At 55.0% G+C, this 23,863-nt stretch carries 19 protein-coding genes; 11 read left to right on the forward strand and 8 right to left on the reverse strand.

All coding sequences use genetic code 11. The annotated features are described in order from the left end of the window. Positions 1–237: 237 nt before the first annotated feature. A complete protein-coding gene (pepN, locus tag AFL22_RS04560; protein WP_052270874.1) occupies positions 238–2,853 on the forward strand; it encodes an aminopeptidase N in 2,616 nt (871 codons plus the stop codon). A gap of 38 nt (positions 2,854–2,891) precedes the next feature. Here pepN and ssuB read toward each other — a convergent pair whose 3' ends face one another. From ssuB to ssuE, 5 genes are read right to left on the reverse strand one after another with little or no spacing between them, the layout of a single operon-like run. Then, complete coding sequence (ssuB, locus tag AFL22_RS04565; RefSeq protein WP_010254985.1) at positions 2,892–3,680, reverse strand: aliphatic sulfonates ABC transporter ATP-binding protein; 789 nt, start codon at positions 3,678–3,680, stop codon at positions 2,892–2,894. Continuing rightward, the gene (gene ssuC, locus AFL22_RS04570; protein ID WP_010254987.1) at positions 3,677–4,468 is read right to left on the reverse strand and encodes an aliphatic sulfonate ABC transporter permease SsuC; all 792 of its coding nucleotides are present in this window, start codon (positions 4,466–4,468) and stop codon (positions 3,677–3,679) included. Before ssuC ends, ssuB begins: the two co-directional genes overlap by 4 nt. Before the next feature lie 10 nt (positions 4,469–4,478). Next, positions 4,479–5,627 carry an FMNH2-dependent alkanesulfonate monooxygenase gene (gene ssuD, locus AFL22_RS04575; protein ID WP_033757171.1) on the reverse strand — a complete coding sequence of 383 codons (1,149 nt, stop codon included), beginning with the start codon at positions 5,625–5,627 and terminating at the stop codon, positions 4,479–4,481. Between the two features lie 9 nt (positions 5,628–5,636). Beyond that, on the reverse strand, positions 5,637–6,590 hold the full coding sequence (locus AFL22_RS04580) for a sulfonate ABC transporter substrate-binding protein (RefSeq protein ID WP_010669774.1): 954 nt from the start codon (positions 6,588–6,590) through the stop codon (positions 5,637–5,639). Between the two features lie 11 nt (positions 6,591–6,601). Continuing rightward, on the reverse strand, positions 6,602–7,153 hold the full coding sequence (gene ssuE, locus AFL22_RS04585) for an NADPH-dependent FMN reductase (RefSeq protein ID WP_045140577.1): 552 nt from the start codon (positions 7,151–7,153) through the stop codon (positions 6,602–6,604). A gap of 748 nt (positions 7,154–7,901) precedes the next feature. Here ssuE and AFL22_RS04590 point away from each other — a divergent pair. From AFL22_RS04590 to AFL22_RS04605, 4 genes are all read left to right on the forward strand, one after another. Continuing rightward, complete coding sequence (locus tag AFL22_RS04590) at positions 7,902–8,882, forward strand: glycosyltransferase (protein WP_052270875.1); 981 nt, start codon at positions 7,902–7,904, stop codon at positions 8,880–8,882. 83 nt (positions 8,883–8,965) lie between these two features. Continuing rightward, on the forward strand, positions 8,966–10,267 hold the full coding sequence (locus AFL22_RS04595) for a flippase (protein ID WP_052270876.1): 1,302 nt from the start codon (positions 8,966–8,968) through the stop codon (positions 10,265–10,267). Positions 10,268–10,401: 134 nt separating this feature from the next. Beyond that, positions 10,402–11,412, forward strand: a complete 1,011-nt coding sequence (gene pyrD / locus AFL22_RS04600; protein ID WP_010255000.1) for a quinone-dependent dihydroorotate dehydrogenase — start codon at positions 10,402–10,404, stop codon at positions 11,410–11,412. Positions 11,413–11,565: 153 nt separating this feature from the next. Next, complete coding sequence (locus AFL22_RS04605) at positions 11,566–12,108, forward strand: cell division protein ZapC (protein ID WP_010669778.1); 543 nt, start codon at positions 11,566–11,568, stop codon at positions 12,106–12,108. Here the strand turns inward: AFL22_RS04605 and AFL22_RS04610 are convergent, their stop codons facing one another. Further along, complete coding sequence (locus tag AFL22_RS04610; protein WP_052270877.1) at positions 12,109–13,218, reverse strand: YcbX family protein; 1,110 nt, start codon at positions 13,216–13,218, stop codon at positions 12,109–12,111. Between the two features lie 110 nt (positions 13,219–13,328). Between AFL22_RS04610 and rlmKL the strand changes: the two genes are divergently transcribed. From rlmKL to rmf, 6 genes are all read left to right on the forward strand, one after another. Beyond that, positions 13,329–15,443, forward strand: a complete 2,115-nt coding sequence (rlmKL, locus tag AFL22_RS04615) for a bifunctional 23S rRNA (guanine(2069)-N(7))-methyltransferase RlmK/23S rRNA (guanine(2445)-N(2))-methyltransferase RlmL (RefSeq protein ID WP_010669780.1) — start codon at positions 13,329–13,331, stop codon at positions 15,441–15,443. Positions 15,444–15,449: 6 nt separating this feature from the next. Continuing rightward, positions 15,450–17,366: an ABC transporter ATP-binding protein gene (locus tag AFL22_RS04620; RefSeq protein WP_033785546.1), complete on the forward strand. Its 1,917-nt coding sequence runs from the start codon at positions 15,450–15,452 to the stop codon at positions 17,364–17,366. A gap of 14 nt (positions 17,367–17,380) precedes the next feature. Beyond that, the gene (gene pqiA / locus AFL22_RS04625) at positions 17,381–18,649 is read left to right on the forward strand and encodes a membrane integrity-associated transporter subunit PqiA (RefSeq protein ID WP_010669781.1); all 1,269 of its coding nucleotides are present in this window, start codon (positions 17,381–17,383) and stop codon (positions 18,647–18,649) included. Beyond that, entirely contained in the window at positions 18,636–20,279 is a 1,644-nt protein-coding gene (pqiB, locus tag AFL22_RS04630) for an intermembrane transport protein PqiB (protein WP_010255015.1), read from the forward strand. Before pqiA ends, pqiB begins: the two co-directional genes overlap by 14 nt. Continuing rightward, the gene (pqiC, locus tag AFL22_RS04635; RefSeq protein ID WP_022625928.1) at positions 20,276–20,845 is read left to right on the forward strand and encodes a membrane integrity-associated transporter subunit PqiC; all 570 of its coding nucleotides are present in this window, start codon (positions 20,276–20,278) and stop codon (positions 20,843–20,845) included. Before pqiB ends, pqiC begins: the two co-directional genes overlap by 4 nt. Before the next feature lie 279 nt (positions 20,846–21,124). Further along, positions 21,125–21,292, forward strand: a complete 168-nt coding sequence (gene rmf, locus AFL22_RS23120; RefSeq protein ID WP_008925875.1) for a ribosome modulation factor — start codon at positions 21,125–21,127, stop codon at positions 21,290–21,292. 68 nt (positions 21,293–21,360) lie between these two features. On the opposite strand, the gene fabA is transcribed toward rmf, so the two are convergent. Then, a complete protein-coding gene (gene fabA / locus AFL22_RS04640) occupies positions 21,361–21,879 on the reverse strand; it encodes a bifunctional 3-hydroxydecanoyl-ACP dehydratase/trans-2-decenoyl-ACP isomerase (RefSeq protein WP_009091047.1) in 519 nt (172 codons plus the stop codon). 68 nt (positions 21,880–21,947) lie between these two features. Next, a complete protein-coding gene (locus tag AFL22_RS04645; protein WP_052270878.1) occupies positions 21,948–23,816 on the reverse strand; it encodes a Lon protease family protein in 1,869 nt (622 codons plus the stop codon). Positions 23,817–23,863: the final 47 nt, after the last annotated feature.

A 23,863-nucleotide genomic window follows, 5' to 3' on the forward strand; every position in this document is an offset into this window, starting at 1 on the left:
TTTCAGCATCCTGTTCGGTGGCGCAGAGCCCGGTGTTGTACACAGTCATAAAGACGCAAAAGTATAATTCACTATCTGAAGCCGATCACAGCATATTTCAGACGGGCGGGTCGAGGCCAATCTGTGCCATTGTTAACAAAGTGTAGCCATTTCACCCTTTAGGTGCATTGTGCGTGGCAAGCTTGTAGTAACAAGCTTAGACTTTGCCGGTAAACTTATAACAACGCGAGACGCAATATGACGCAACAGCCCCAAATCAAGTATCGCCACGACTATCGTGCGCCTGAGTACACCATCACCGATATCGATTTAACTTTTGAACTGAATGCGTCCACCACCCGCGTAACGGCCATCAGCAAGGTTAAACGACTGGGCGACAGCCAGGCTGAGCTGCGACTGGACGGCGAAGCGTTAACGCTGATAGCGCTAGAGGTCGACGGGCAAGCCTGGACGGCCTTCCGTGAAGAAGAGGGCGCACTGGTCATCAGCCAGCTGCCGGAAAGCTTCACCCTGAAAATTATTAACGATATTCATCCGGACCAGAACACCGCGCTGGAAGGGCTGTACAAATCGGGCGAGGCGCTCTGCACCCAATGTGAGGCTGAAGGCTTCCGTCATATTACCTGGTATCTCGATCGCCCCGATGTGCTGGCGCGCTTTACCACCACCATTTATGCCGACGGTGAGCGCTATCCATTCCTGCTCTCCAACGGTAACCGGATTGACAGCGGCCGGGATGAGCAGGGTCGCAGCTGGGTGAAGTGGCAGGATCCGTTCCCGAAACCCTGCTACCTGTTTGCGCTGGTGGCGGGCGATTTCGACGTGCTGCGCGACAGCTTCACCACCCGTTCAGGACGTGATGTGGCGCTGGAAATCTTCGTCGATCGCGGTAACCTCGACCGTGCCGACTGGGCGATGACCTCGCTGAAAAACAGCATGAAGTGGGATGAAGAGCGTTTCGGTCTGGAGTATGACCTCGACATCTTTATGATCGTGGCGGTGGACTTCTTCAACATGGGCGCCATGGAGAACAAAGGCCTTAACGTCTTCAATGCCAAATATGTGCTGGCTAAAGCGGAAACGGCGACGGACAAAGATTACCTGGGCATTGAAGCGGTTATCGGTCACGAATATTTCCATAACTGGACCGGTAACCGCGTGACCTGCCGCGACTGGTTCCAGCTCAGCCTGAAAGAGGGACTGACAGTGTTCCGCGATCAGGAGTTCAGCTCTGATTTGGGTTCACGCGCGGTGAACCGCATTGATAACGTGCGTATCGTACGCGGTGCGCAGTTCGCCGAAGATGCCAGCCCGATGGCACACCCGATCCGTCCGGATCAGGTCATTGAGATGAACAACTTCTACACTCTGACGGTGTATGAAAAAGGGTCAGAAGTGATCCGTATGATGCACACCCTGCTGGGTGAAGAGAACTTCCAGAAGGGCATGAAGCTCTATTTTGATCGCCACGACGGCAGCGCCGCCACCTGTGATGATTTTGTTCAGGCGATGGAAGATGCCTCGAATGTTGACCTGTCGCAGTTCCGCCGCTGGTACAGCCAGTCCGGTACGCCAGTGCTGACGGTGCGCGACGATTACAACCCGGAGCTGGAGCAGTATACGCTGCACGTCACGCAGCACACGCCTGCGACTGCCGATCAGAAAGAGAAGCTGCCGCTGCATATCCCGCTGGATATTGAACTCTATGATGGCGAAGGCAAGGTGATCCCGCTGCAGAATAATGGTCATCCGGTGCATCATGTGCTGAATGTTACCGAGGAGTTCCAGACCTTTATTTTCGATAATGTCTACTTCCAGCCAGTGCCGTCGCTGCTGCGCGAATTCTCTGCCCCGGTGAAGCTTGATTACAAATGGAGTGATGCTCAGCTCACCTTCCTGATGCGTCATGCACGCAACGACTTCTCCCGCTGGGATGCGGCTCAGAGCCTGCTGGCGACCTATATCCGTCTGAATGTCGCCCGCTATCAGCAGGGCCAGCATCTGTCACTGCCGCTGCATGTCGCCGACGCCTTCCGCGCGGTGCTGCTGGATACCGACTGCGACCCGGCACTGACCGCGCTGATTCTGACGCTGCCGTCGGAAAATGAGATTGCCGAGCTGTTTGATACTATCGATCCGCAGGCGATTGCGCTGGTGCGTGACGCACTGCAACGCACGCTGGCACGCGAACTGGCCGATGAGTTTTTTGCGATCTACAACGCCAATCAGCAGCCTGAATACCGCGTGGAGCATGACGCGATAGGTCAGCGCAGCCTGAAAAATATCTGCCTGACCTATCTCGCCTTCAGCGATGCGCAGCTGGCGGATAAACTGGTGCAGACGCAGTATCATCAGGCGACCAACATGACCGATGCGCTGGCGGCGCTTTCTGCTGCTGTTGCGGCACAGTTACCGTGCCGTGATGCGCTGCTGGCAGCTTACGATGAGCGCTGGCATCAGGATGGTCTGGTGATGGACAAATGGTTTGTGCTGCAGGCGACCAGTCCGGCCGCTAACGTGATGCGCAATGTGCGTCAGCTTCTGAATCATCGCTCCTTCACCATGAGTAATCCGAACCGTGTTCGCTCGCTGGTGGGTGCCTTTGCCTCGGCTAACCCGGCCGCCTTCCATGCTAAAGATGGCAGCGGGTACAAGTTCCTGGTGGAGATGCTTACCGACCTTAACACCCGCAATCCGCAGGTTGCGGCGCGGATGGTGGAGCCGCTGATTCGCCTGAAACGTTATGACGAAGGCCGTCAGGCGATGATGCGCCAGGCGCTGGAGCAGCTGCTGGAGCTGGATAAACTCTCTGGCGACCTCTACGAGAAAATTACCCGGGCACTGAACGCCTGATAATTAAAAAGGGGAGTGTCTGAGACACTCCCCTTTTTTCAGCGCTGCTGCGCGTAACGAACCGGCTGCGGTCGTTCCGTACGCTGCATGACCCGATCCAGTACCTCCGCTTCCAGCTCGGCCAGCCGCGCCGATCCGCGACGGCGGGGACGGGGCAGATCCACCAGCAGATCCAGCCCGATCTGACCCTCTTCGATCAACAGCACGCGATCTGCCATCACCACCGCTTCACTGACATCATGCGTGACCAGCAGCACGGTAAAGTGATGCTGCTGCCACAGTGACTCAATCAATCCCTGCATCTCAATGCGGGTCAGGGCATCCAGCGCCCCCAGCGGTTCATCCAGCAGCAGTAAACCGGGCCGGTGGATCAGCGCTCTGGCCAGTGCGACGCGCTGTTTCTGGCCGCCGGAGAGGGCGGCTGGCCACTCATCAGCCCGATCGGCGAGGCCTACCGCCGCCAGTGCATCCAGCGCCGCGCTGCGCCATTCGCGTCCGCGCAGACCCAGCCCGACGTTATCGATCACTTTTTTCCACGGCAGCAGTCGCGCATCCTGAAACATCAGGCGGGTATCTTCACGAGCCGACTGCAGCGGCGCATTGCCTGCCAGCAGTTCACCGCTGGAGCTCTGTTCGAGACCGGCCAGCAGGCGCAGCAGCGTGCTTTTGCCACAGCCGCTGCGACCCACCACCGCCACAAACTGACCTGAGGGAATATGCAGGTCAATCTTATTCAGAATGGTGCGGCTGCCATACTGTTTACTGACGCCGTTAACGCCAACCGGGGTGCCGGTGTTCAGGCGCGCCGGTGAGAGAGTCTGGCTCATGCGTTCTCCTCCTTCAGTTGATAAGCGGGATGCCAGCGCAGCCAGACACGTTCAAGCAACAACGCGGCGACATCCGCCAGTTTGCCGAGCAGGGCGTAAAGAATAATGGCGACCACCACCACATCGGTCTGCAGGAATTCACGCGCGTTCATGGCCAGATAGCCGATACCCGCGTTGGCAGAGATGGTCTCTGCGACAATCAGCGTCAGCCACATCAGGCCCAGCGCGAAACGCACGCCGACCATAATATTGGGCAGCGCGCCGGGCAGGATCACCTGAATAAACAGGCTCCAGCCGGAAAGGCCATAGCTGCGCGCCATCTCAACGAGCCCGCGATCGATGTTGCGGATGCCGTGATAAGTATTCAGGTAGATCGGGAACAGCGTACCCAGCGCCACCAGAAAGATCTTGGCGGACTCATCAATACCGAACCAGAGGATTACCAGCGGGATCAGCGCCAGATGCGGCACATTGCGCAGCATCTGTACCGAGGTATCCAGCAGTCGTTCACCGGTTCTGGAGGTGCCGGTAATCAGCCCGAGCAGCAGGCCGATAGAACCGCCGATACTGAAGCCGATCAACGCCCGCCAGCTACTGATCGCCAGATGCTGCCAGAGTTCACCACTGGCGGTCAGCTGCCAGAAGGTGGTCACAATTTTCTCCGGTGCGGGCAGAATACGGGTCGACAACCAGCCGGTTTGCGAGGCAATCTGCCACACCACGACCAGCAGCGTCGGCAGCAGCCAGGGCACCAGCGTATCAGCAAGGCGTTTTCGGGTTCTGGTCATCATGCTCTCCTCAGCCCCGGGCGACTTTTTTCTCAGGGGTAAAATCGTTGGCTACCGCTTCACCGTGTGCCTGAACCACGCGCGGCTGGGGCACCAGTGGAATCTGCAGATCAAGATGCGGGAACAGCAGTTCGCCGACGCGATAAGCCTCTTCCAGGTGCGGATAACCCGACAGGATAAAGGTCTCAATGCCCAGCGCTTCATACTCTTTGATGCGAGCGGCCACGGTCGGGCCATCGCCGACCAGCGCGGTCCCGGCTCCGCTGCGCACCAGGCCGACGCCTGCCCACAGGTTAGGGCTGATTTCGAGCTTGTCGCGGCGACCGCCATGCAGTGCGGCCATCCGGCGCTGCCCCACAGAATCTGCCCGCTGGAACGCCGCCTGCGCTTTCGCGATGGTGGCGTCATCCACATTGGCAATCAGTTTGTCTGCGGCCTGCCAGGCCTCTTCATTGGTTTCACGCACGATCACATGCAGACGGATGCCGAACCGGACGGTGCGTCCCTGGGCAGCCGCTTTCGCACGCACCTGATCAATCTTCTCTTTAACCTGCGCAGGGGGTTCGCCCCAGGTGAGGTAGACATCGACCTGTTCGGCCGCCAGTTCCTGGGCGGGTTCAGAAGAGCCACCAAACCACAGCGGGGGACGAGGCTGCTGCACCGGTTTAAACATCAGACGCGCACCGCGTACCTTCACGTGCTTGCCTTCATAATCGACGGTTTCGCCTTCCAGCACCCGACGCCAGACGCGGGTAAACTCGGCGGATTCCGCGTAACGCTCGCGGTGATCCAGGAACACACCGTCGCCCGCCAGCTCTTCCGGATCGCCGCCGGTCACCAGATTAAACAGCGCACGTCCGTTAGAAAGACGGTCCAGCGTAGCGGCCTGACGCGCTGCCTGGGTTGGTGAAATCACCCCAGGACGCAACGCCACCAGGAATCGCAGGCGCTGCGTCACCGGAATCAGCGAGGCGGCAACCAGCCAGGCATCTTCACAGGAGCGGCCGGTCGGGATCAGTACGCCACCAAAACCGAGGCGGTCAGCGGCCTGCGCCACCTGTTGCAGATAGGCGTGATCAACCGGTCGCGCCCCTTCGGCGGTACCAAGATAGTGGCCGTCGCCATGCGTCGGCAGGAACCAGAAAATGGATACGCTCATTGTTGCTCCTTATTGCGTCACGGTATGCGGATGCCAGATGCGATCCTGAATCGTCACTTTTACTGGCAAGAGATGATTGGCATAGAACAGGTCAGCGGTGCGCTGCTGAGCTGCGGCAGTTTCGGCACTGACCGGCGAAATGCGGGTGGGTGGCCGATGGCTGAGGTAGCTGGCGATAACCGGTTCGGGCAAGCCCATCGCCTGCGCCAGTAACGTGGTGCTCTGCTGACGCTGGCTGATTGTCAGCGCGTCAGCAGTGCTGAAGGTGTCGAGCACCTGCTGAATAAACGCGCCATGGGCTTCGGCGTAGCTGCGGGTCGCTAAATAGAAGGAGCCGGTCAGATTAAGGGAGCTGCCATCAATCAGCAGGCGCGAATTTCCCTGCAGCAGCACCGATGAATAGTAGGGGTCCCAGATTGCCCAGGCATCAACGTCACCCTGCTGGAAGGCGGCGCGCGCATCGGCGGGAGTGAGATAAACCGGCGTGATGTCTTTAAAGGTCAGACCCGCCTGCTGTAAGGCGCGCAGCAGTAAGTTGTGAGAGCTGGAGCCTTTCTGGAAAGCCACTTTCTTGCCTTTCAGATCCGCAACCTGTTTCAGCGGGCTGCTTTTTGGCACCAGAATCACTTCCGCTTTGGGTTTTGGCGGCTCCGCGCCAACATAGAGCAGATCCGCGCCCGCGGCCTGGGCAAACAGCGGGGGAAGATCACCGGTACTGCCCAGGTCGATACTGTTGATATTCAGCGCTTCCAGCATTTGCGGACCTGCAGGGAACTCGATCCACTTAATCCGGGTATGGGGAAAACGCTTCTCCAGTAACTGATGTGACTTCGCCAGCACCATGCTGACCGAACCTTTCTGATAGCCGATGCGAATCTCAGACGGATCGGATTCGGCGGCCTGTACCTGGAGGCCGGCCAGCAGAAGTCCGGCCACCAGCCACTTTCCTAATCTCAGCTTCATCGATCGCTTCCTTATACCGCTTGCGCAACGGGGTGGTGGTGACGGGTCAGTGCCAGCCAGAAGGCGGAGACGGCCTCATCCAGGCGCTGTGACAGTGAATCCTGCAGTTCGGGCTGACGGTCGTAATGACTGATCTGATGATCCTCGGCATAAACACCATGCAGGATCTCCTGCGCCTTTAAGGCGCTGAGCACCGGCTTCAGGGCGTAGTCCAGCGCCAGCATATGACCGGCACTGCCGCCGCTGGCCAGCGGTAAAACGACTTTGTGTTCCAGTGCGCGTTCAGGCAGCAGATCGAGCAGCGTCTTCAGCGCACCCGAAAACGACGCTTTATAGATAGGTGTCGCAATAATCAGTCCATCAGCCGAAGCCAGATCGTCACGCAGGGCGAGAAGCGCAGGTGCATCAAAACGCGCATTGATTAAATCGTCAGGCTGAAAGTTGTGAATATTCCACGGAATGACTTCAATACCACGCGCCTCCAGCTTGTGCTGACACAGCGTCAGCAGTGAGGTTGAGCGGGAGGGGAATCGTGGGCTGCCTGCCAGCGTAATAACTCGCATCATCACTCCTTATAACTAAAAGTTATTGATTATCAAATGTTGAGAACTTATGCCTTCATACTGTCAGAGCAGGGGAGTGGGCTTAAATGATTTATCCGGCAAAGTAAGGGTGAAATCTGCAAATAGAAGGCGTTGCGACAGATGTCAGCATCGCCGCTTCCGATAATTCTTAAATTAAGCGCTGGCAGCGGAACAATTCATTAAGGGGCATGATACGAGATCGTCAAAATGTGTCGGTTGAGCAGAAAAAATATCTTTCGTCTGATTGCTTAATCATTTTTTCTGAGAGTGGCGCGGCCATAAAGCGCAACGGCTGACAAAATAGCGCTGCGAAGCAGCACAGAATCAGCTTATCTGCGGCAGCCTCTGCCAAAGATTAAGATTTATTGCAGAAAGCAAACTGTAATAATAATGAAGGAATGCTGAACTTATTCATCGTTTCAGATGTTCGCTTACAGATTTCTGAATCTGGTTACGTCTGCTTTGCAGGGCTAATTTAAATCGATCCTCAACGGTTTTAACATTACTGCGGGCTATAGATGCACTTTCGTTAAGAGTGATGCTCACATGAAACATTAAGATGATTTTTACGGCTGGTCTTTTTTCGCATTACAGGTTTAAGATAATCGGGCTCAATGAAAGCAATCATAATAATCGCGCCTTACTCTTTTCGACGTTTCGCCTCTGGTCAGAACCTGCATCAGGCAGGTGAATCGTATTGTCATTTTCTAACAGCAGAGAATTGCATATGTCTGACATCCTGTTATCCGTTATTATTCCAACCTACAATGTTGAGAAATATATTGTAGAGTGCGTCGATTCGTTATTACGCCAGGTTAAAGCGCCCAATGAAATAATCATTGTGAATGATGGATCTACTGATGGAACATTAGCCTTAATTGAACAGAATTATGCGCACCTTTCTCAGGTGAAAGTGATCACCATTGAAAATGGCGGCCTCGGCAATGCACGGGACACCGGCATTGCACTGGCAAAGGGTCAGTTTCTCTTTTTCTGTGACCCGGATGATGTCGTGGTTGATGGCCTCGTCACTGAGCTGGCAATGGTGGCGGAGAAGCATCCTGAAACGGATCTTTTCTGTTTTAACTCCTGCGTCTATGAAGATGGCCACATTGATATCACCTCGCCAAAAGTGAAGCATGACCAGTTTGGCCAGCAGAAACCACAGGAGGTCTTTCTGCGCCTGCTGCGTAATGGCAGATATACCTCTGCCGTCTGGAATTACGCCTTAAGAAAAAGCGTCATTGAACAGCATAAGTTGCGCTTTGTACGTCGGGTTCATGAAGACCACAACTTTACCCTCTCCGTGTTTATGAAATGCCAGCACGCATGGGTCAGCCGTCAGGTCTATTATAAGCAGCGCATCCGCAGTGGTTCACTGACCAACAGTACCAAAGGCAATGAGTTTTTCTATCAGCGCTATGACGCTTTTATGCATGCTTATAATACGTTAACCAGTTCGCTCCCTAAATCAGCCTGGCGTAGTTCGCTGGAAAAGTCTTATTTACTTCATTCGTTCCGTCTGATGATCTATTTGTCTCTCTATAATAAAACGCCGGTGCCGGAATATGTCTGTAATGCCATTCGCTTTATGGGTCGTAATGTAAAATCAGAAAATCTTAAAGAGTGGTTGTTGTTTAATCGCCCTGAGCTCTTTATTGCGCTGCAGCACTACAAGGTTAAAAAAGAGCTCAAGCGCGCAGCCTGATTCTGAAAAATTTGAAGCGATATTGTTTATGCCTTAGCGAAATGAGAAGGTGAGACATGCAATGTGTATAAGGTTGTTGCGACATGGCAAAAGTACTCGATAAAAGTCTGGTTATTAATATTTTCTCGCTGCTGGCTTACCGTGGCGCGTCGTTTCTGTTTCCGCTGGCCACGCTGCCCTATCTTGCCCGCGTTCTGGGCGTAGAGCAGATGGGTACGCTGGCGCTGGCGATTGCCTGCGTCCTCTATTGCAGCACTATCTCCGACTGGGGATTCAATGTCTTTACAACCAAAGATATTGCTCACCATCGTGATGACAAAGAACGCGTCAGCCAGCTCTTCTGGTCAACATTCAACGCCAAGCTGATGCTGCTGGTGGTCACCAGCGGCACGCTGCTGACTGCGACCTGGTTCAATCCCTCCTGGCACCCTCTGTTCTTCATCATTCTGGCGAACTGCACCACGCTGGTCGGCTCGCTGTTTTCATTCGGCTGGCTGATGCAGGGCTTTGAGAAGCTGGGTAAGACGGCGATGATCGCCACCTTCGGTAACTTCTGTGCGATTCCGCTGACCTTTTTACTGGTGAAATCTCCGCAGGATACCTGGCTGGCTGCCCTGATCCCTGGCGCGGTCTCCATTATCAGCGCGGCGATTACGCTGAAGTTTGTGCTGGAGATGAAAGTCATAGGCCGCTATCGCTTTGAACCGCGCGAAATCAAACAGCGCATCACCGACAGCATGGATGTGTTTATCGCCATCGCCGGTGCTAACCTTTTCAACAGCGTCAACGTGGTGATTCTCGCCACCTTTGCTTCTACTTACATGGTCGGGATCTACAACGGCGCCGATCGCCTGCGTAAAGCGGCCAACTCGGTACCGGAGCAGATCGGCAGCGCCTTCTTCCCGCGCGTCAGCCACCTGTTCGGCCGGGATAAACGGGCCGCGATTGCCGCGACACGCAAAAGCCTGCTGCTGTCGTTTTCCCTGAGTCTGTCGATTGTAATCTTCACCTGGTTCTTTGCTGACCTGGTGGTCTCAATATTGCTGGGTAAAGACTTTATCCAGTCAGCGGATGTGCTGCGCGTCTTTGTGCTCTGCTTCCTGTTTGGCAACATTGCCTACCCGGCTGGATTACAGATTCTGATCCCACATGGTCTGGCCCGCCAGCGTATGTGGGTGATGATGGCCGCTGGTGTGGTTAACGTGCCGCTCTGCTGTTTCCTGGCGTGGAAGTTTGGCGCAATCGGTGCCGCATGGTCGATGGTCGGGGCTGAAGCGTTCGTCTGTCTCGGTATTTTTGGCATCATGCAACGTCACGGCATCCTGCGGGAATATCTGTTTCCCTCTGAGGTGAAAAATCACCCCGTAAACGATTCCGCCGCGTAAGATCAAAGCATTTTCAGATAGTTTTATGCATCCCCGCTGTTCGATTTACTTTTGCGCCAGAGCACTTTACCATTCTGGCGCACAATTTCCCGTGCACCGACTTTCACGATCGCTTCCGTCCTTCAGGAGAGTGCATGTTTTATCCTATCGTCCGACCGGCGCTGTTTAAACTTGATCCCGAACGCGCACACGAACTCACTTTTCAGCAACTGCGTTTTATGAACGGCACCCCACTGGAGATGTTTTATCGCCAGAATCTGCCGTCGCGTCCGGTCACCTGTATGGGACTGACCTTTAAGAATGCCCTGGGCCTGGCGGCGGGTCTGGATAAGAACGCAGAGTGTATTGATGCGTTTGCGGCGATGGGCTTTGGCTTTGTTGAAGTCGGCACCGTCACGCCGCGCGCCCAGGCGGGGAACGATAAGCCACGCATGTTTCGTCTGGTGGAAGCGGGCGGAATTATCAATCGGATGGGGTTTAATAATCTGGGTGTTGATCACCTGGTTGAAAACGTGAAGAAAGCGCGCTTTAACGGCGTGCTGGGGATCAATATCGGTAAAAATAAAGATACGCCGGTCGAGCAGGGAAAAGATGATTATCTCATCTGCATGGAAAAGGTTTATGCCCACGCCGGTTATATCGCCATCAATATTTCCTCACCTAACACCCCAGGTTTACGTTCGCTGCAATATGGCGAGGCGCTGGATGATCTGCTTTCTTCCATCAAACAGAAACAAAAAGAGCTGGAACAGCGTCATCTGAAATATGTTCCGCTGGCCGTAAAAATTGCGCCCGATCTCTCTGAAGAAGAGTTAATTCAGGTCGCGGACAGTTTAATTCGTCATCAGATTGATGGCGTGATTGCCAGCAATACCACGCTCGATCGTTCACTGGTGAGCGGTCTTAAGCATGCTGAGGAAGCGGGTGGGTTAAGTGGACGGCCAGTGCAGTCGCGCAGCACGGCGGTGATACAGCGCCTCTCTCAGGAACTGCAGGGACGGTTGCCGATTATTGGCGTAGGCGGGATCGATTCTCTGACGGCAGCGCGTGAAAAAATCGCCGCCGGGGCAACACTGGTTCAGATTTATTCAGGCTTTATTTATCAGGGGCCAGGCTTAATTAAAGATATCGTCACCCATCTCTAAGACAATTCTCACAATCATTGGCCGGGGGGTTTATTTATCCCCTCGGCTCGTTTATATTTTGTCCTGTTGCACGCTTTTTCAGCTTTTCCTTATGTTTCTTTTTTCGCTGAATTCTGCGTGATTTTTGGCGCAGCGGTAAATACAGGGCACACGATGAAAATTAAACCCGATGATAACTGGCGTTGGTATTTTGACAGCAGCCACGACCGAATGATGCTCGACCTGGCAGACGGTATGCTTTTCCGTTCCCGTTATTCCCGCAAGATGCTCACGCCGGATGCCTTCACTGAATCGGGTTTTTGTGTCGATGACGCCGCCCTTTATTACACCTTTGAAGAGACCTGCCGTCAGTGCAAACTCAGTGGCAGCCATCGCGCCGAACTGGTGTTAAATGCGCTGGTCGCTGCACGCTTCCTCAAGCCACTGATGCCGAAAAGCTGGCATTTCGCCTCTTATGCCCCGGCAATGCAGCCCCGTCCCGGTGAAATGGTACAGGTTACGCTGGCAGACGAGGGAACGCAGGCACGACTGCTGGTGGTTGAGAGTGGCGATAACGCGGCACTCTGCCTGCTGGCGCAGCCGGGATTGACGCTGGCCGGAAAAAACATGGTGCTTGGCGATGCCATCAAGGTGATGAACGATCGCCTGCAGCCCCTGTATCAGGATGTCGCGCCGCGCTACGCCCGCGCAGTCTGACTACCTTAGTTCTACATCGCCAGCCGGAATACAGCTGCAGCTCAACAGCGTGCCGTCCTGACGCAGGGCGCTCTGTTTCAGCGCCTTAACCTCACCCGCGACCAGACTCAGCTTGCAACTGCCGCACAGTCCCGCCCGACAGGAGTAGGGGATCCGGAAGCCCTGCATCTCCAGCTGATCCAGTAATACCTGCTGATTATCCCCGGTGAACGTCTGACCCTGAAACGTGATAGTCACGGCATCTGGCGCCTGCTGCTTTGGTTTCAGTGTTTCGACCACTTCACCGGCACCATAGCTGCGCGGAGCATGACGTTTCAGAACAATCATCTCATCACCAGCGCGCACCACCCCACTGTTGCGCGCCACCAGGTTCAGACCGAAATCGATATCCCCGCTGCCATCCAGGGCGGTGCGGAACGTCTGCAGCGTGGTCAGCGGATGACCGGCAGGATGCTTAACGCCGGTCTCGGTGCTAACAGTGGTGAGCACGCAGCGACTGCATGGCTTAGGCACCTCGAATATCACGTCGCCAATCTGAATCTCCGCCCAGCTGTCTTCATCCCATGCGGCAGCGCCGCTGACGACCAGATTCGGACGAAACTGTTCGGCACGGACGCTGGCCGGGCAGCGCTGTTGCAGATCATGCAGCGACGCGTTGTTGATCAGCAAAAACGGAAAGCCGTCGGCAAAGCTCAGCGGAATATGATTAAACGCTTTAACCCGGCGGCTGGGTTGCGGCCCGACCCAGCGCAACTGAACCTCACGCGGAAAGAACTGGCTCAGCCATTGGTTAATCGCACGCGGCGCTATGCGCGCGGTGAAATGATTTCCCCAGACTTCGGTGGGGTGATCCTGCTCATCGAAATCGCTGAAGCGGATCAGGGAGTGACTGCCATCCGGGGCCGTCAGCAGCAGGCCATCCGGTAAAATCGCGGGCGTGAAGCGCACCATCTCCGGGTGCTGACGCGCGGTAATAAAGGTGCCATCAGGTTCGGTCACCATAAACAGACGATCAAATGCCAGTCCGCTGTCAGTGACCAGCGCGTGTGACAGCGCTAATCCCCGCATCGACTTCACAGGATGAATAAATAAGCGGGAAAGCGTGATCATGGTGTTCTCCTTGAACCCGACGCGCAGCACAAAAGAAGCTAACTTTATGACATAGGTCTCCGATTCGCTATAATGCGCGACAATTTTCTCAAGAGTTAAAAAGTGACGATATGAATTCTCTGTTTGCCAGCACGGCGCGTGGGCTCGAAGAGCTGTTAAAAAGTGAGCTGGACGCGCTGGGCGCGCAGGATTTGCAAGTAGTGCAGGGAGGCGTTCACTACGAAGCCGACGATCGCACCATGTACCAAAGCCTGATGTGGAGTCGTTTAGCATCACGCATCCTGTTGCCGCTGGGAGAGTTTGGCGTCTACAGCGATTTGGATCTCTATCTGGGTGTGCAGAGCGTGGACTGGCCGACGATGTTCGGCAGCGACAAAACCTTTGTTGTGCATTTCAGCGGCACAAACGATTCGATTCGTAACAGCCAGTTTGGTGCGCTGAAAGTTAAAGATGCCATCGTGGACAGCTTTACCCGTCAGAACCTCGAACGACCTAACGTCGATCGTGAGCAGGCAGATATCCGTGTCAACGTCTGGCTGAATGACGATCGCGCCAGCATTGCACTGGATCTTAGCGGCAGCTCGCTGCATCAGCGTGGTTATCGCCAGCAGACCGGTCAGGCGCCGTTAAAAGAGACCCTGGCGGCGGCCATCGTGCTGCGTTCTGGCTGGGAGCCGACGACACCGCTGATCGATCCGATGTGTGGTTCCGGTACGCTGCTGATTGAAGCCGCACTGATTGCCTGCGATCGTGCGCCTGGCCTGCTGCGCAAGCACTGGGGCTTCACCGCCTGGAGCCAGTTTAACGCTGCGTTGTGGCAGGAGGTTAAAACCGAGGCGCAGAACCGTGCCCGCACTGGTACGGCTGCCACTCAGGCGCGCTTCTTTGGCTACGACAATAATGGTCGGGTGCTGGAGTGGGCGCAGGCGAATGCCCGCCGCGCTGGCGTCTTTGAACTTTTCACCTTCGGCCAGCAGGATCTGCTGAAGCTGACTAATCCGGTTGACCCGGCGGTTCACGGTACGGTGCTGAGTAATCCTCCTTACGGTGAACGTCTGGAGAGCGAGCCAGCCCTGATTGCGCTGCACAGCCAGCTCGGACGTCTGATGAAGCAGCATTTTGGCGGCTGGAACCTGTCGCTGTTCAGCGCCTCGCCAGAACTGCTGAGCTGCCTGCAGCTGCGTGCCGATCGCCAGTTTAAAGCGAAGAACGGTCCGCTGGATTGCGTGCAGAAAAACTATAAGCTGGCGGTTAACAGTCATGAAAGCGCCGGACAGATTGCGGAAGATTACGCTAACCGCCTGCGTAAAAACGTGAAGAAACTGGAGAAGTGGGCGCGTCAGGAAGGCATTGAATGCTACCGTATTTATGATGCCGATCTGCCAGACTACAACGTTGCTGTCGATCGCTATGGCGACTGGGTGATTATCCAGGAGTACGCGCCACCGAAAACCATCGATCCTGATAAAGCGCGTCAGCGTCTGTTCGATGTCATCAGCGCAACGCTGAGCGTGCTGCAACTGCCTGCCGACCGTCTGATTATGAAAACGCGTGAACGCCAGAAAGGCAAAGCGCAGTATCAGAAGCTCAGCGAGAAGGGCGACTATTTCGAAGTTAAAGAGTTTAATGCGCGTTTCTGGGTGAATCTGACCGACTATCTCGATACCGGCCTGTTCCTCGATCACCGCATTGCCCGTAAAATGCTGGGCCAGATGAGTCAGGGCAAAGATTTCCTGAACCTGTTTGCCTATACCGGTACCGCCAGTGTGCATGCCGGTCTGGGTGGCGCGCGTTCAACCACTACGGTAGATATGTCGCGTACCTATCTGGAGTGGGCGGAGCGCAACCTGCGTCTTAACGGACTGACCGGGCGTCAGCATCGTCTGATGCAGGCGGACTGCCTGAGCTGGCTGAATGAGAGTGACGAGAACTTTGACCTGATCTTTATCGATCCGCCAACGTTCTCCAACTCAAAACGTATGGAAGAGAGCTTCGACGTTCAGCGCGATCATATGATGCTGATGCGTAACCTGAAGCGCCTGCTGCGTCGCGGCGGCACCATCATGTTCTCCAATAACAAACGCGGTTTCAAAATGGACATGGATGGCCTGAAATCACTGGGCCTGCAGGCGCAGGATATTACCCAGAAAACGCAGTCGCAGGACTTCGCGCGTAACCGTCAAATTCACAACTGCTGGCTGATCACTCACGCCGGTAAGGAATAAGCTTACATGTCATTAATCAGTATCCACGGCGCTTATCTCTCCTTCAGCGATGCGCCGCTGTTAGACAACACCGAACTGCACATCGAAGAGAACGAACGCGTCTGTCTGGTGGGCCGTAACGGTGCGGGTAAATCCACGCTGATGAAAATCATCAATGGCGAACAGCCACTGGATGATGGCCGCATTATTTATGAAACCGATCTGGTCGTGGCGCGTCTGCAACAGGATCCGCCGCGCAATATTACCGGTTCGGTGTATGACTTCGTGGCCGAGGGCGTTGAAGAGCAGGCTGAGCATCTGAAAGCCTATCACGCCATTTCCCATGTGGTGATGGAAGACCCCAGCGATAAAAACCTCAATGAGATGGCGCGTCTGCAGAGCATTCTCGACCACCAGAATCTGTGGCAGCTGGAGAGCCGCATCCATGACGTGCTGGAGCAGATTGGTCTGCAGCCCGATACCGAGCTGTCGTCGCTCTCGGGCGGCTGGCTGCGTAAAGCGGCGCTGGGCCGTGCGCTGGTGAGTAACCCGCGCGTCCTGATGCTGGATGAGCCAACCAACCACCTCGATATCGAAACCATCGACTGGCTGGAAACGTTCCTGAAGAACTTCACCGGCAGCATCATCTTTATTTCCCATGACCGTTCGTTTATCCGCAACATGGCGACGCGCATTGTCGATCTTGACCGTGGCAAGCTGGTCTCCTGGCCAGGCAACTACGATCTCTATCTGGAAGGCAAAGAGGAAGCGTTGCGCGTTGAAGAGATGCAGAACGCCGAATTCGACCGCAAACTGGCGCAGGAAGAGGTGTGGATCCGTCAGGGCATCAAAGCTCGCCGTACCCGCAACGAAGGCCGTGTGCGTGCGCTGAAAGCGCTGCGTCGTGAACATTCAGAACGCCGCGAAGTGATGGGCAAAGCCAACATGCAGGTGGGCGAAGCGTCCCGTTCCGGCAAGATTGTGTTTGAGCTGGAAAATGTCGACTACGCGGTCGATGGCAAAGTGCTGGTGAAGGACTTCTCAACCCAGGTGCAGCGTGGCGACAAAATTGCGCTGATCGGACCAAATGGCTGCGGGAAAACTACCTTACTACGCCTGATGCTGCAGCAGCTGAAAGCTGACCATGGTCGTGTGCATTCCGGCACCAAGCTGGAAGTCGCCTACTTTGACCAGCATCGCGCTGAACTGGATCCGGATCGCACCGTGATGGACAACCTGGCTGAAGGCAAGCAGGAAGTACTGGTCAACGGCAAACCGCGCCACGTGCTGGGCTATCTGCAGGACTTCCTGTTCCATCCAAAACGTGCCATGACGCCGGTGCGCGCCCTTTCGGGCGGTGAACGTAACCGTCTGCTGCTGGCACGCCTGTTCCTGCGTCCCAGCAACCTGATGATTCTGGATGAACCGACTAACGACCTCGACGTCGAAACGCTGGAACTACTGGAAGAGCTGATTGATGGCTATCAGGGCACCGTGTTACTGGTGAGCCACGATCGTCAGTTCGTCGATAATACCGTTACCGAGTGCTGGATTTTTGAAGGCAACGGTGAGATTGGTACCTTTGTTGGCGGTTATCACGATGCTCAGCAACAGCGCGCCGCCTACCGGCAGCACAAGGCGGCAGCACCGGCGAAAGCGACGGGCAACGTCTCTAAGCCTGCAGCCGAGAAGGGTGATGCGAAGCGTAGCGTGAATAAACTCAGCTACAATCTGGCGCGTGAGCTGGAACAGCTGCCGCAAAAACTGGAGCAGCTGGAAGCGCGTATCGGAGAGCTGCAGGCGAAGATGAGTCATCCCGACTTCTTCAGCCAGGCACACGATCAGACGCAACCGGTGCTGGATAATCTGGCTCAGACTGAGCAGGAGCTGGAAACCGCTTTTGCGCGCTGGGAAGAGCTAGAGTCACTGAAAAACGGCGCGTAGGGCAGGGCTAACGGATGTGTTCAGCAGTGAAAAGTAACGCGTGGATGCTCTGTCCACAATGCGATTTAATGATTAAGCTGCCGGACATTCCCGTTGGCAGCCGTGCGTCATGCCCGCGCTGCCACACCTCCCTGACGGCCAACTGGCACGAACCGCGTAAACGGCCAACGGGCTATGCGCTGGCAGCGCTGTTTATGCTGCTGCTGGCGAATCTGTTTCCTTTTGTCTCAATGAAGGTGGCAGGGCTGACCAGCCAGATCACGCTGGCGCAGATACCTCAGGTGATGGTGACGGAAGATTACAGCAGTCTGGCGACGCTGTTCCTTCTCTTTGTGCAGGCGGTTCCGGCCTTCTGCATGATCACCATTATCCTGCTGGTCAATCGGGTCCCGTTGCCGACTGGACTCAAAACTGGTCTGGCACGTATTCTGTTTCAGCTACGTAACTGGGGCATGGCAGAAATCTTTATGGCGGGCGTGCTGGTCAGTTTCGTCAAGCTGATGGCCTATGGCGAGATCGGCCTTGAGACCAGTTTCTGGCCGTGGGTTCTGTTCTGTCTGCTGCAGTTGCGGGCCTTTCAGTGCGTTGATCGACGCGGCTTGTGGGACAGTCTGTCACCCCGACCTGCGCTGCCCCATCCGCCCGAAGTGGGCATCAGTGGTTTAGAGCAGGGTCTGCGCTCCTGTCCCTGCTGTACGGCCATTCTGCCGGAAGCAGAGCATAAGTGTCCCCGCTGCGGCGTCACGGCCGAGGCACGGCGTAAGCACAGCCTGCAGTGGACGCTGGCGCTGTTGTTCACCTCAATACTGCTTTATATCCCGGCCAACCTGTTGCCGATCATGGTGACGGAAACCCTCGGCACTGCCTATCCCTCCAATATCATGGCGGGGGTGATTGTGCTGTGGGGTGATGGCTCCTATCCGGTGGCGTTGGTGATCTTTATCGCCAGTATCATGGTGCCTACGCTGAAAATGCTGGCGATTGGCTGGCTTTGCTGGGATGCCAGCGGACGCGGACAGCGTGACAGCCACAGGATGCACAAAATTTATGAAGTGGTCGAATTTGTAGGCCGCTGGTCAATGATCGACGTGTTTGTTATTGCCGTGCTCTCTGCGCTGGTGCGCATGGGGCAATTAATGAATGTTTATCCCGCGTGGGGGGCAGTATTGTTTGCAATGGTGGTGATTATCACCATGATTGCTGCCATGACCTTTGACCCGCGATTAACCTGGGATCGTGTACGCGAAAACAATATGAAGGAGTCGCGCCTTGACGGAAACTAATCACGGCCATGCAAAGGTGGAACAGATTAAGCGCTGGTCGCCGGTCTGGATTGTCCCCATCGTTACGCTGTTAATCGGCGGATGGATCCTCTTTTATCACTTCAGCCATCAGGGGCCGGAAGTCACCCTCATCACCGAAAACGCCGAAGGCATTGTTGCGGGTAAAACCACGATTAAAAGCCGCAGTGTGGATGTCGGTGTGGTGGAAAGCGCGGTGTTAAGCGACGATCTTCACCATGTGGAAATCAAAGCGCGCCTGAATTCAGGCATGGAAAAACTGCTGCACAGCGACAGCGTTTTCTGGGTGGTGAAACCGCAGGTGGGTCGCGAAGGGATCAGCGGTCTCGGTACTCTGTTATCCGGTGCCTATATCGAATTACAGCCGGGCACTAAAAGCCAGGCACCCGAGCAGTTTAAGCTGCTGGATGCGCCGCCGTTAGCGCCACCGGATGCCAAAGGGATTCGCATCGTGCTGGACAGCAAGAAAGCGGGCCAGCTCAATCCGGGGGATCCGGTGCTGTTCCGTGGCTATCGCGTCGGTACGGTCGAGACCAGTGCTTTTGATACCGAAAAACGCATGATGACCTATCAGCTGTTTGTCGCTGCGCCTTACGATCGCCTGATTACAACCAACGTTCGCTTCTGGAAGGATAGCGGCATCGCCGTGGATATGTCCGCTTCAGGAATGCGGGTGGAAATGGGATCGCTGACCACGCTGTTCAGCGGCGGCGTCAGTTTTGACGTGCCGGATGGCTGGGAGCTGGGTCAGCCTGCGCAGAATAAGTCTGACTATCATCTGTTTGACGATCAGCGCAGCATTCAGGACTCGCTCTACACCAACCATATTGATTACCTGATGTTCTTCACCGACTCCATCCGTGGTCTGCAGGCGGGGGCGCCGGTTGAGTTCCGCGGCATTCGCCTGGGTACCGTCTCAGAAGCGCCATTGATGAAAGCCGGTCTGGACCAGGCGCTGAACAATGATTACCGCGTGCCGGTGCTGATTCGCATTGAGCCGGATCGCTTTATCAGCCGACTGGGTGAGAACTTCGATCTGCAACAGCATCTGCAGGATGGTAAAAAACGTGGCCTGCGTGCGACGCTGAAAACCGGCAGTCTGTTGTCGGGTGCGCTCTATGTCGATCTCGACTTCTATGACAATGCACCGCCTTACAAAGGTCCGCAGAAAGTCTCTGGCTATGAAGTTATCCCAACGGTCAGCGGTGGCCTGAGCCAGATTCAGCAGAAGCTGATGGCGGCGCTGGATAAGATCAACAGTCTGCCACTGAACGGTATGGTCAATGAAGCGACAGGTACGCTGAAAGAGAGCCAGAAAACGATGCGTGATCTGCAACGCACCATCGACAACATCAACAAAGTCACCGCCAGTCCGGCTATGAAAACCCTGCCGGAAGACCTGCAGCAGACATTGCGCGAGCTGAACCGCAGCATGAAAGGCCTGCAGCCAGGTTCACCAGCCTACAGCAAGCTGGTGGGGGATATGCAGCGCCTGGATAAGGTTCTGCGTGAACTCCAGCCGGTGTTAAGAACGCTTAACACCAAGAGCAATGCGCTGGTATTTGAGGCAAAACCGGGACAGGATCCCCAGCCGAAGAGGGCGAAACAGTGAATAAAGGATTGATACTTTGTGCCGCGCTGGTGTTGAGTGCGTGCAGTAGCAGCGTTGACAATACCTGGTATCAGTTGCCCTCCGGGGCGGCTTCCATGCAGGTCAGCAGCAGCCAGCTGAATGAAGCGCAACCGATGTTATGGGTGCAGCAGGTGACGGTGCCGGACTATCTGGCAGGCAACGGACTGGTTTATCAGACCAGCGATGTTAAATACGTTATCGCCGCGAATAATCTCTGGGCCAGCCCGCTCGATCAGCAGTTGCAGCAGACATTGATCACTAACCTGAGCAAGGCGCTGCCAGGCCGGCTGGTAGCCGGTTCACCTTTAGGCGCGCAGCACGATACGCTGAATGTGACCGTAACAGGCTTCCAGGGGCGCTATGATGGCAAAGCAGTCGTCAGTGGCGAATGGACGCTGGAACATCAGGGCCGGCTGACCAAACAGGCGTTTAACCTGGTACTGCCGCAGACCGAAGATGGCTACGATGCGATGGTCAGAACGCTGGCGGCGGGCTGGCAACAGACAGCACAGAAGATTGCCAATAGTGTGGTTGCGTTAAATTAAGATTGATGTGAATAAATAAGCTAAGCCCCTGACCGATTGTCGTGCTTTTTCGACATGGGTCAGGGGCTTTTTTATTAGCTTAATCAGAAAGATAGTGTTGTCGTATGCATCACAGAACGTCATTATTTTTACTGATTAAGGTCACATTTATGACACTGGCATGAAGATTGGGCATTGATCTTTGGGTGCGCAGGAGGTAGAACATAAGGGTGGTTGAACATTAATTCACCACTTTTCTTTCCACCAGATTCCACAGACCTTACATGAGGGACACGGAGTATGAAGAGACAGAAACGAGACCGCCTCGAACGCGCCCATTCACGTGGTTATCAGGCAGGTATTACTGGACGCTCAAAAGAGATGTGTCCGTATCAGTTGATTGACGCTAAGTCTCACTGGTTGGGAGGTTGGCGACAAGCCATGGAGGACAGGTCGGTAGCTGCATAACCGGATGTCACTGAAAAGGGAATATAACCTCCGCCATGCGCGGAGGTTTTTGTTTCGGGGGGAAACGCTTAGAAAGCGGCGGTATCTTTAAACAGGCCGACTTTAAGATCGCTGGCGGTATAGATCAGATTACCGTCAACCAGCACTTCACCATCTGCCACGCCCATAACCAGTTTGCGGTTAATAACGCGTTTGAAGTGAATGCGGTAAGTCACTTTCTTCGCATCTGGCAGGACCTGACCGGTGAATTTCACTTCACCCACGCCCAGCGCACGACCTTTACCTTCGCCGCCCAGCCAGCCCAGATAGAAACCAACCAGCTGCCACATGGCATCAAGGCCCAGACAACCCGGCATCACCGGATCGCCAATAAAGTGACAGCCGAAGAACCAGAGATCAGGATTGATATCCAGCTCCGCTTCAACAAAGCCTTTGTCATATTTGCCGCCGTCTTCGGTCATTTTGACCACGCGGTCCATCATCAGCATGTTGCCGGATGGAAGCGGCGGACCATTTTCGCCAAACAGTTCACCACGACCTGACAGAATCAGATCTTCTTTGGTATAGGATTCGCGTTTATCTACCATGTTTTCAATAAGCCTTGTTTTAGTGAATCACGAATATTAGCGAACAGTTGTACGCTGAGCAAATCGGATTAACGGTGGTTGAACCAGTTAAGCCAGCGCAGCGCCCAGGGACGTTGCGGACCGTCCGGCTGGTTGAACAGGCTAATGCGTTCCTGGATGGTATTCAGCAGGCAATCGCCCAGGCCATCCTCGGTACTCCAGATTTTACCGGTCAGCAGCGGTAGCGCTTCATCGGCACGGTCAATTGCCCAGATATGGAAATGACCCTGTTCAACCGCACTGACAACCGCATGGCTGAGGCTGAGATGACGGACATTGCTGGCGGGAATAATCACACCCTGCTGACCTGTCAGTTCTCGCTGATGGCAGATATCAAAGAAGCCTTCGATTTTCTCGTTCAGTCCGCCCACCGGTTGTACGTTGCCAAACTGATCAACCGAGCCGGTCACCGCAATTTGCTGATTGATGGGCTGATTAGCCAGCGCGCTGATTAAGGCACAGAGTTCAGCCAGTGAAGCACTGTCACCATCCACCTCGGAGTAAGATTGCTCAAAGACCATTGAGGCCGAGAAGGGCAGTTGCTGATCGAGTTCCAGTTCGGCAATCAGGTAAGCCTGCATAATCATCATGCCTTTGGCATGAATATTACCGCCCAGCTCCGCTTTACGCTCGATATCCATGAATTCACCATCGCCGGGATGTACCACGCAGGTAATACGCGAGGGATCGCCCCAGGCACGGGGATGGCCAGGATATTCAACGACCGACAGGCCATTAATCTGACCAACCACTTCGCCTTCGGTTTCAATCAGAATCTGTCGCAGCAGGATCTCGTCACGCATCCGCTCATTGAGATAATTCTCGCGCCACAAACGCGCTTCCAGCGCATCACGCAGCGCTTCAGCGTTCAGTTCATCGCCCATCAGGGCCGATTCGCGCATCTGGCGTTGTAGCCAGCGGGGGCAGAGTGGCAGCGTCTCTTGATCGCCGCTGTAGCGGACGCCTTCTTTAATCAGTTCTGGCCAGAAGTCCGCTTCCGGCTGGGGCAGACCCGCCTGTTGCGCCAGTTCGATGTTCCAGCGACACCAGGCAAGCATGTCATCTTCATCCAGAATCTGAATATTCTCTTCAAATTCAGTATAGATGGCCATTTCGTGAGCTTCGGGATCCAGCTCCTGAAATTCTGCCAGCGCTTCCCGATCGCCACACAGGACCAGTTTCAGATTGAGGGGCAAGGGAGGAATCGAGACTGGCAGCGGCCGGCGTTCATCCTGAGATGTCCACTCAACATAACCCTGCTCAATACACTTTTTCAGGCGTAACCAGAGAATCGGTTGCGTCATCAGGCTACGCAGTGAAAGCAGCAGCGTGCCGCCATTAGCACGATGGATCAGGCCCGGTTCCAGCTGGATGCGATCTTTATACTGGCGCACGCAGCCAAACAACTGCTCCATCTCAGTCCATTCAGCAAAGTGAATACCACCCTGACTGGTGAATGGGCGTTGAGGATCGGAGGGGGGCTGGAGCGTGACGTTGTCGGCCATGATATGGTAATCACCGCCGAATAGAGTGGTACTGTCGGCCATAACCCGCTCTGCGGCCTGGGCAATGAATGTCAGATAATCGCGATTCTCCTGGCTACGAACCAGCAGTAACGGGAAACCCTGCGTCTGATGGTGTAAATGCGCCAGTGCATTCAGCAACCGGGGCTGTACCGTTGCCAGAGCATCAGTTTCTTCATCAGCAATTCGGGAGAAAACGGATTGGTATTGCGCGCTATCTGGCTGTAAGGTCTGCCACGTAAGTTGAGTGCTGGTCAAAATAATCGCATTTGTCTGTTTTAAGAAAAGCGAGATTATACAGGATTCACCCTTGTTAAGCACTGCAGACTTCCTGTTGAAGATGTGATGGTGACAGCATGTTTTTCGTTGCTGCATCCGGGAAAAAAGCTGTTATTCTTAGTTCGTTACGTGATCACGATGAG

It is taken from the genome of Pantoea sp. CFSAN033090, from assembly GCF_001264395.1.
Lineage (GTDB): Bacteria > Pseudomonadota > Gammaproteobacteria > Enterobacterales > Enterobacteriaceae > Pantoea > Pantoea agglomerans.

What these genes read in the sequence shown, in the direction of transcription:
- pepN (WP_052270874.1), top strand. Translation starts at nt 238, where the DNA reads ATGACGCAACAGCCCCAAATCAAGTATCGCCACGACTATCGTGCGCCT.
- ssuB (WP_010254985.1), bottom strand. Translation starts at nt 3,680, where the DNA reads ATGAGCCAGACTCTCTCACCGGCGCGCCTGAACACCGGCACCCCGGTT.
- ssuC (WP_010254987.1), bottom strand. Translation starts at nt 4,468, where the DNA reads ATGACCAGAACCCGAAAACGCCTTGCTGATACGCTGGTGCCCTGGCTG.
- ssuD (WP_033757171.1), bottom strand. Translation starts at nt 5,627, where the DNA reads ATGAGCGTATCCATTTTCTGGTTCCTGCCGACGCATGGCGACGGCCAC.
- AFL22_RS04580 (WP_010669774.1), bottom strand. Translation starts at nt 6,590, where the DNA reads ATGAAGCTGAGATTAGGAAAGTGGCTGGTGGCCGGACTTCTGCTGGCC.
- ssuE (WP_045140577.1), bottom strand. Translation starts at nt 7,153, where the DNA reads ATGCGAGTTATTACGCTGGCAGGCAGCCCACGATTCCCCTCCCGCTCA.
- AFL22_RS04590 (WP_052270875.1), top strand. Translation starts at nt 7,902, where the DNA reads ATGTCTGACATCCTGTTATCCGTTATTATTCCAACCTACAATGTTGAG.
- AFL22_RS04595 (WP_052270876.1), top strand. Translation starts at nt 8,966, where the DNA reads ATGGCAAAAGTACTCGATAAAAGTCTGGTTATTAATATTTTCTCGCTG.
- pyrD (WP_010255000.1), top strand. Translation starts at nt 10,402, where the DNA reads ATGTTTTATCCTATCGTCCGACCGGCGCTGTTTAAACTTGATCCCGAA.
- AFL22_RS04605 (WP_010669778.1), top strand. Translation starts at nt 11,566, where the DNA reads ATGAAAATTAAACCCGATGATAACTGGCGTTGGTATTTTGACAGCAGC.
- AFL22_RS04610 (WP_052270877.1), bottom strand. Translation starts at nt 13,218, where the DNA reads ATGATCACGCTTTCCCGCTTATTTATTCATCCTGTGAAGTCGATGCGG.
- rlmKL (WP_010669780.1), top strand. Translation starts at nt 13,329, where the DNA reads ATGAATTCTCTGTTTGCCAGCACGGCGCGTGGGCTCGAAGAGCTGTTA.
- AFL22_RS04620 (WP_033785546.1), top strand. Translation starts at nt 15,450, where the DNA reads ATGTCATTAATCAGTATCCACGGCGCTTATCTCTCCTTCAGCGATGCG.
- pqiA (WP_010669781.1), top strand. Translation starts at nt 17,381, where the DNA reads ATGTGTTCAGCAGTGAAAAGTAACGCGTGGATGCTCTGTCCACAATGC.
- rmf (WP_008925875.1), top strand. Translation starts at nt 21,125, where the DNA reads ATGAAGAGACAGAAACGAGACCGCCTCGAACGCGCCCATTCACGTGGT.
- fabA (WP_009091047.1), bottom strand. Translation starts at nt 21,879, where the DNA reads ATGGTAGATAAACGCGAATCCTATACCAAAGAAGATCTGATTCTGTCA.
- AFL22_RS04645 (WP_052270878.1), bottom strand. Translation starts at nt 23,816, where the DNA reads ATGCAGCAACGAAAAACATGCTGTCACCATCACATCTTCAACAGGAAG.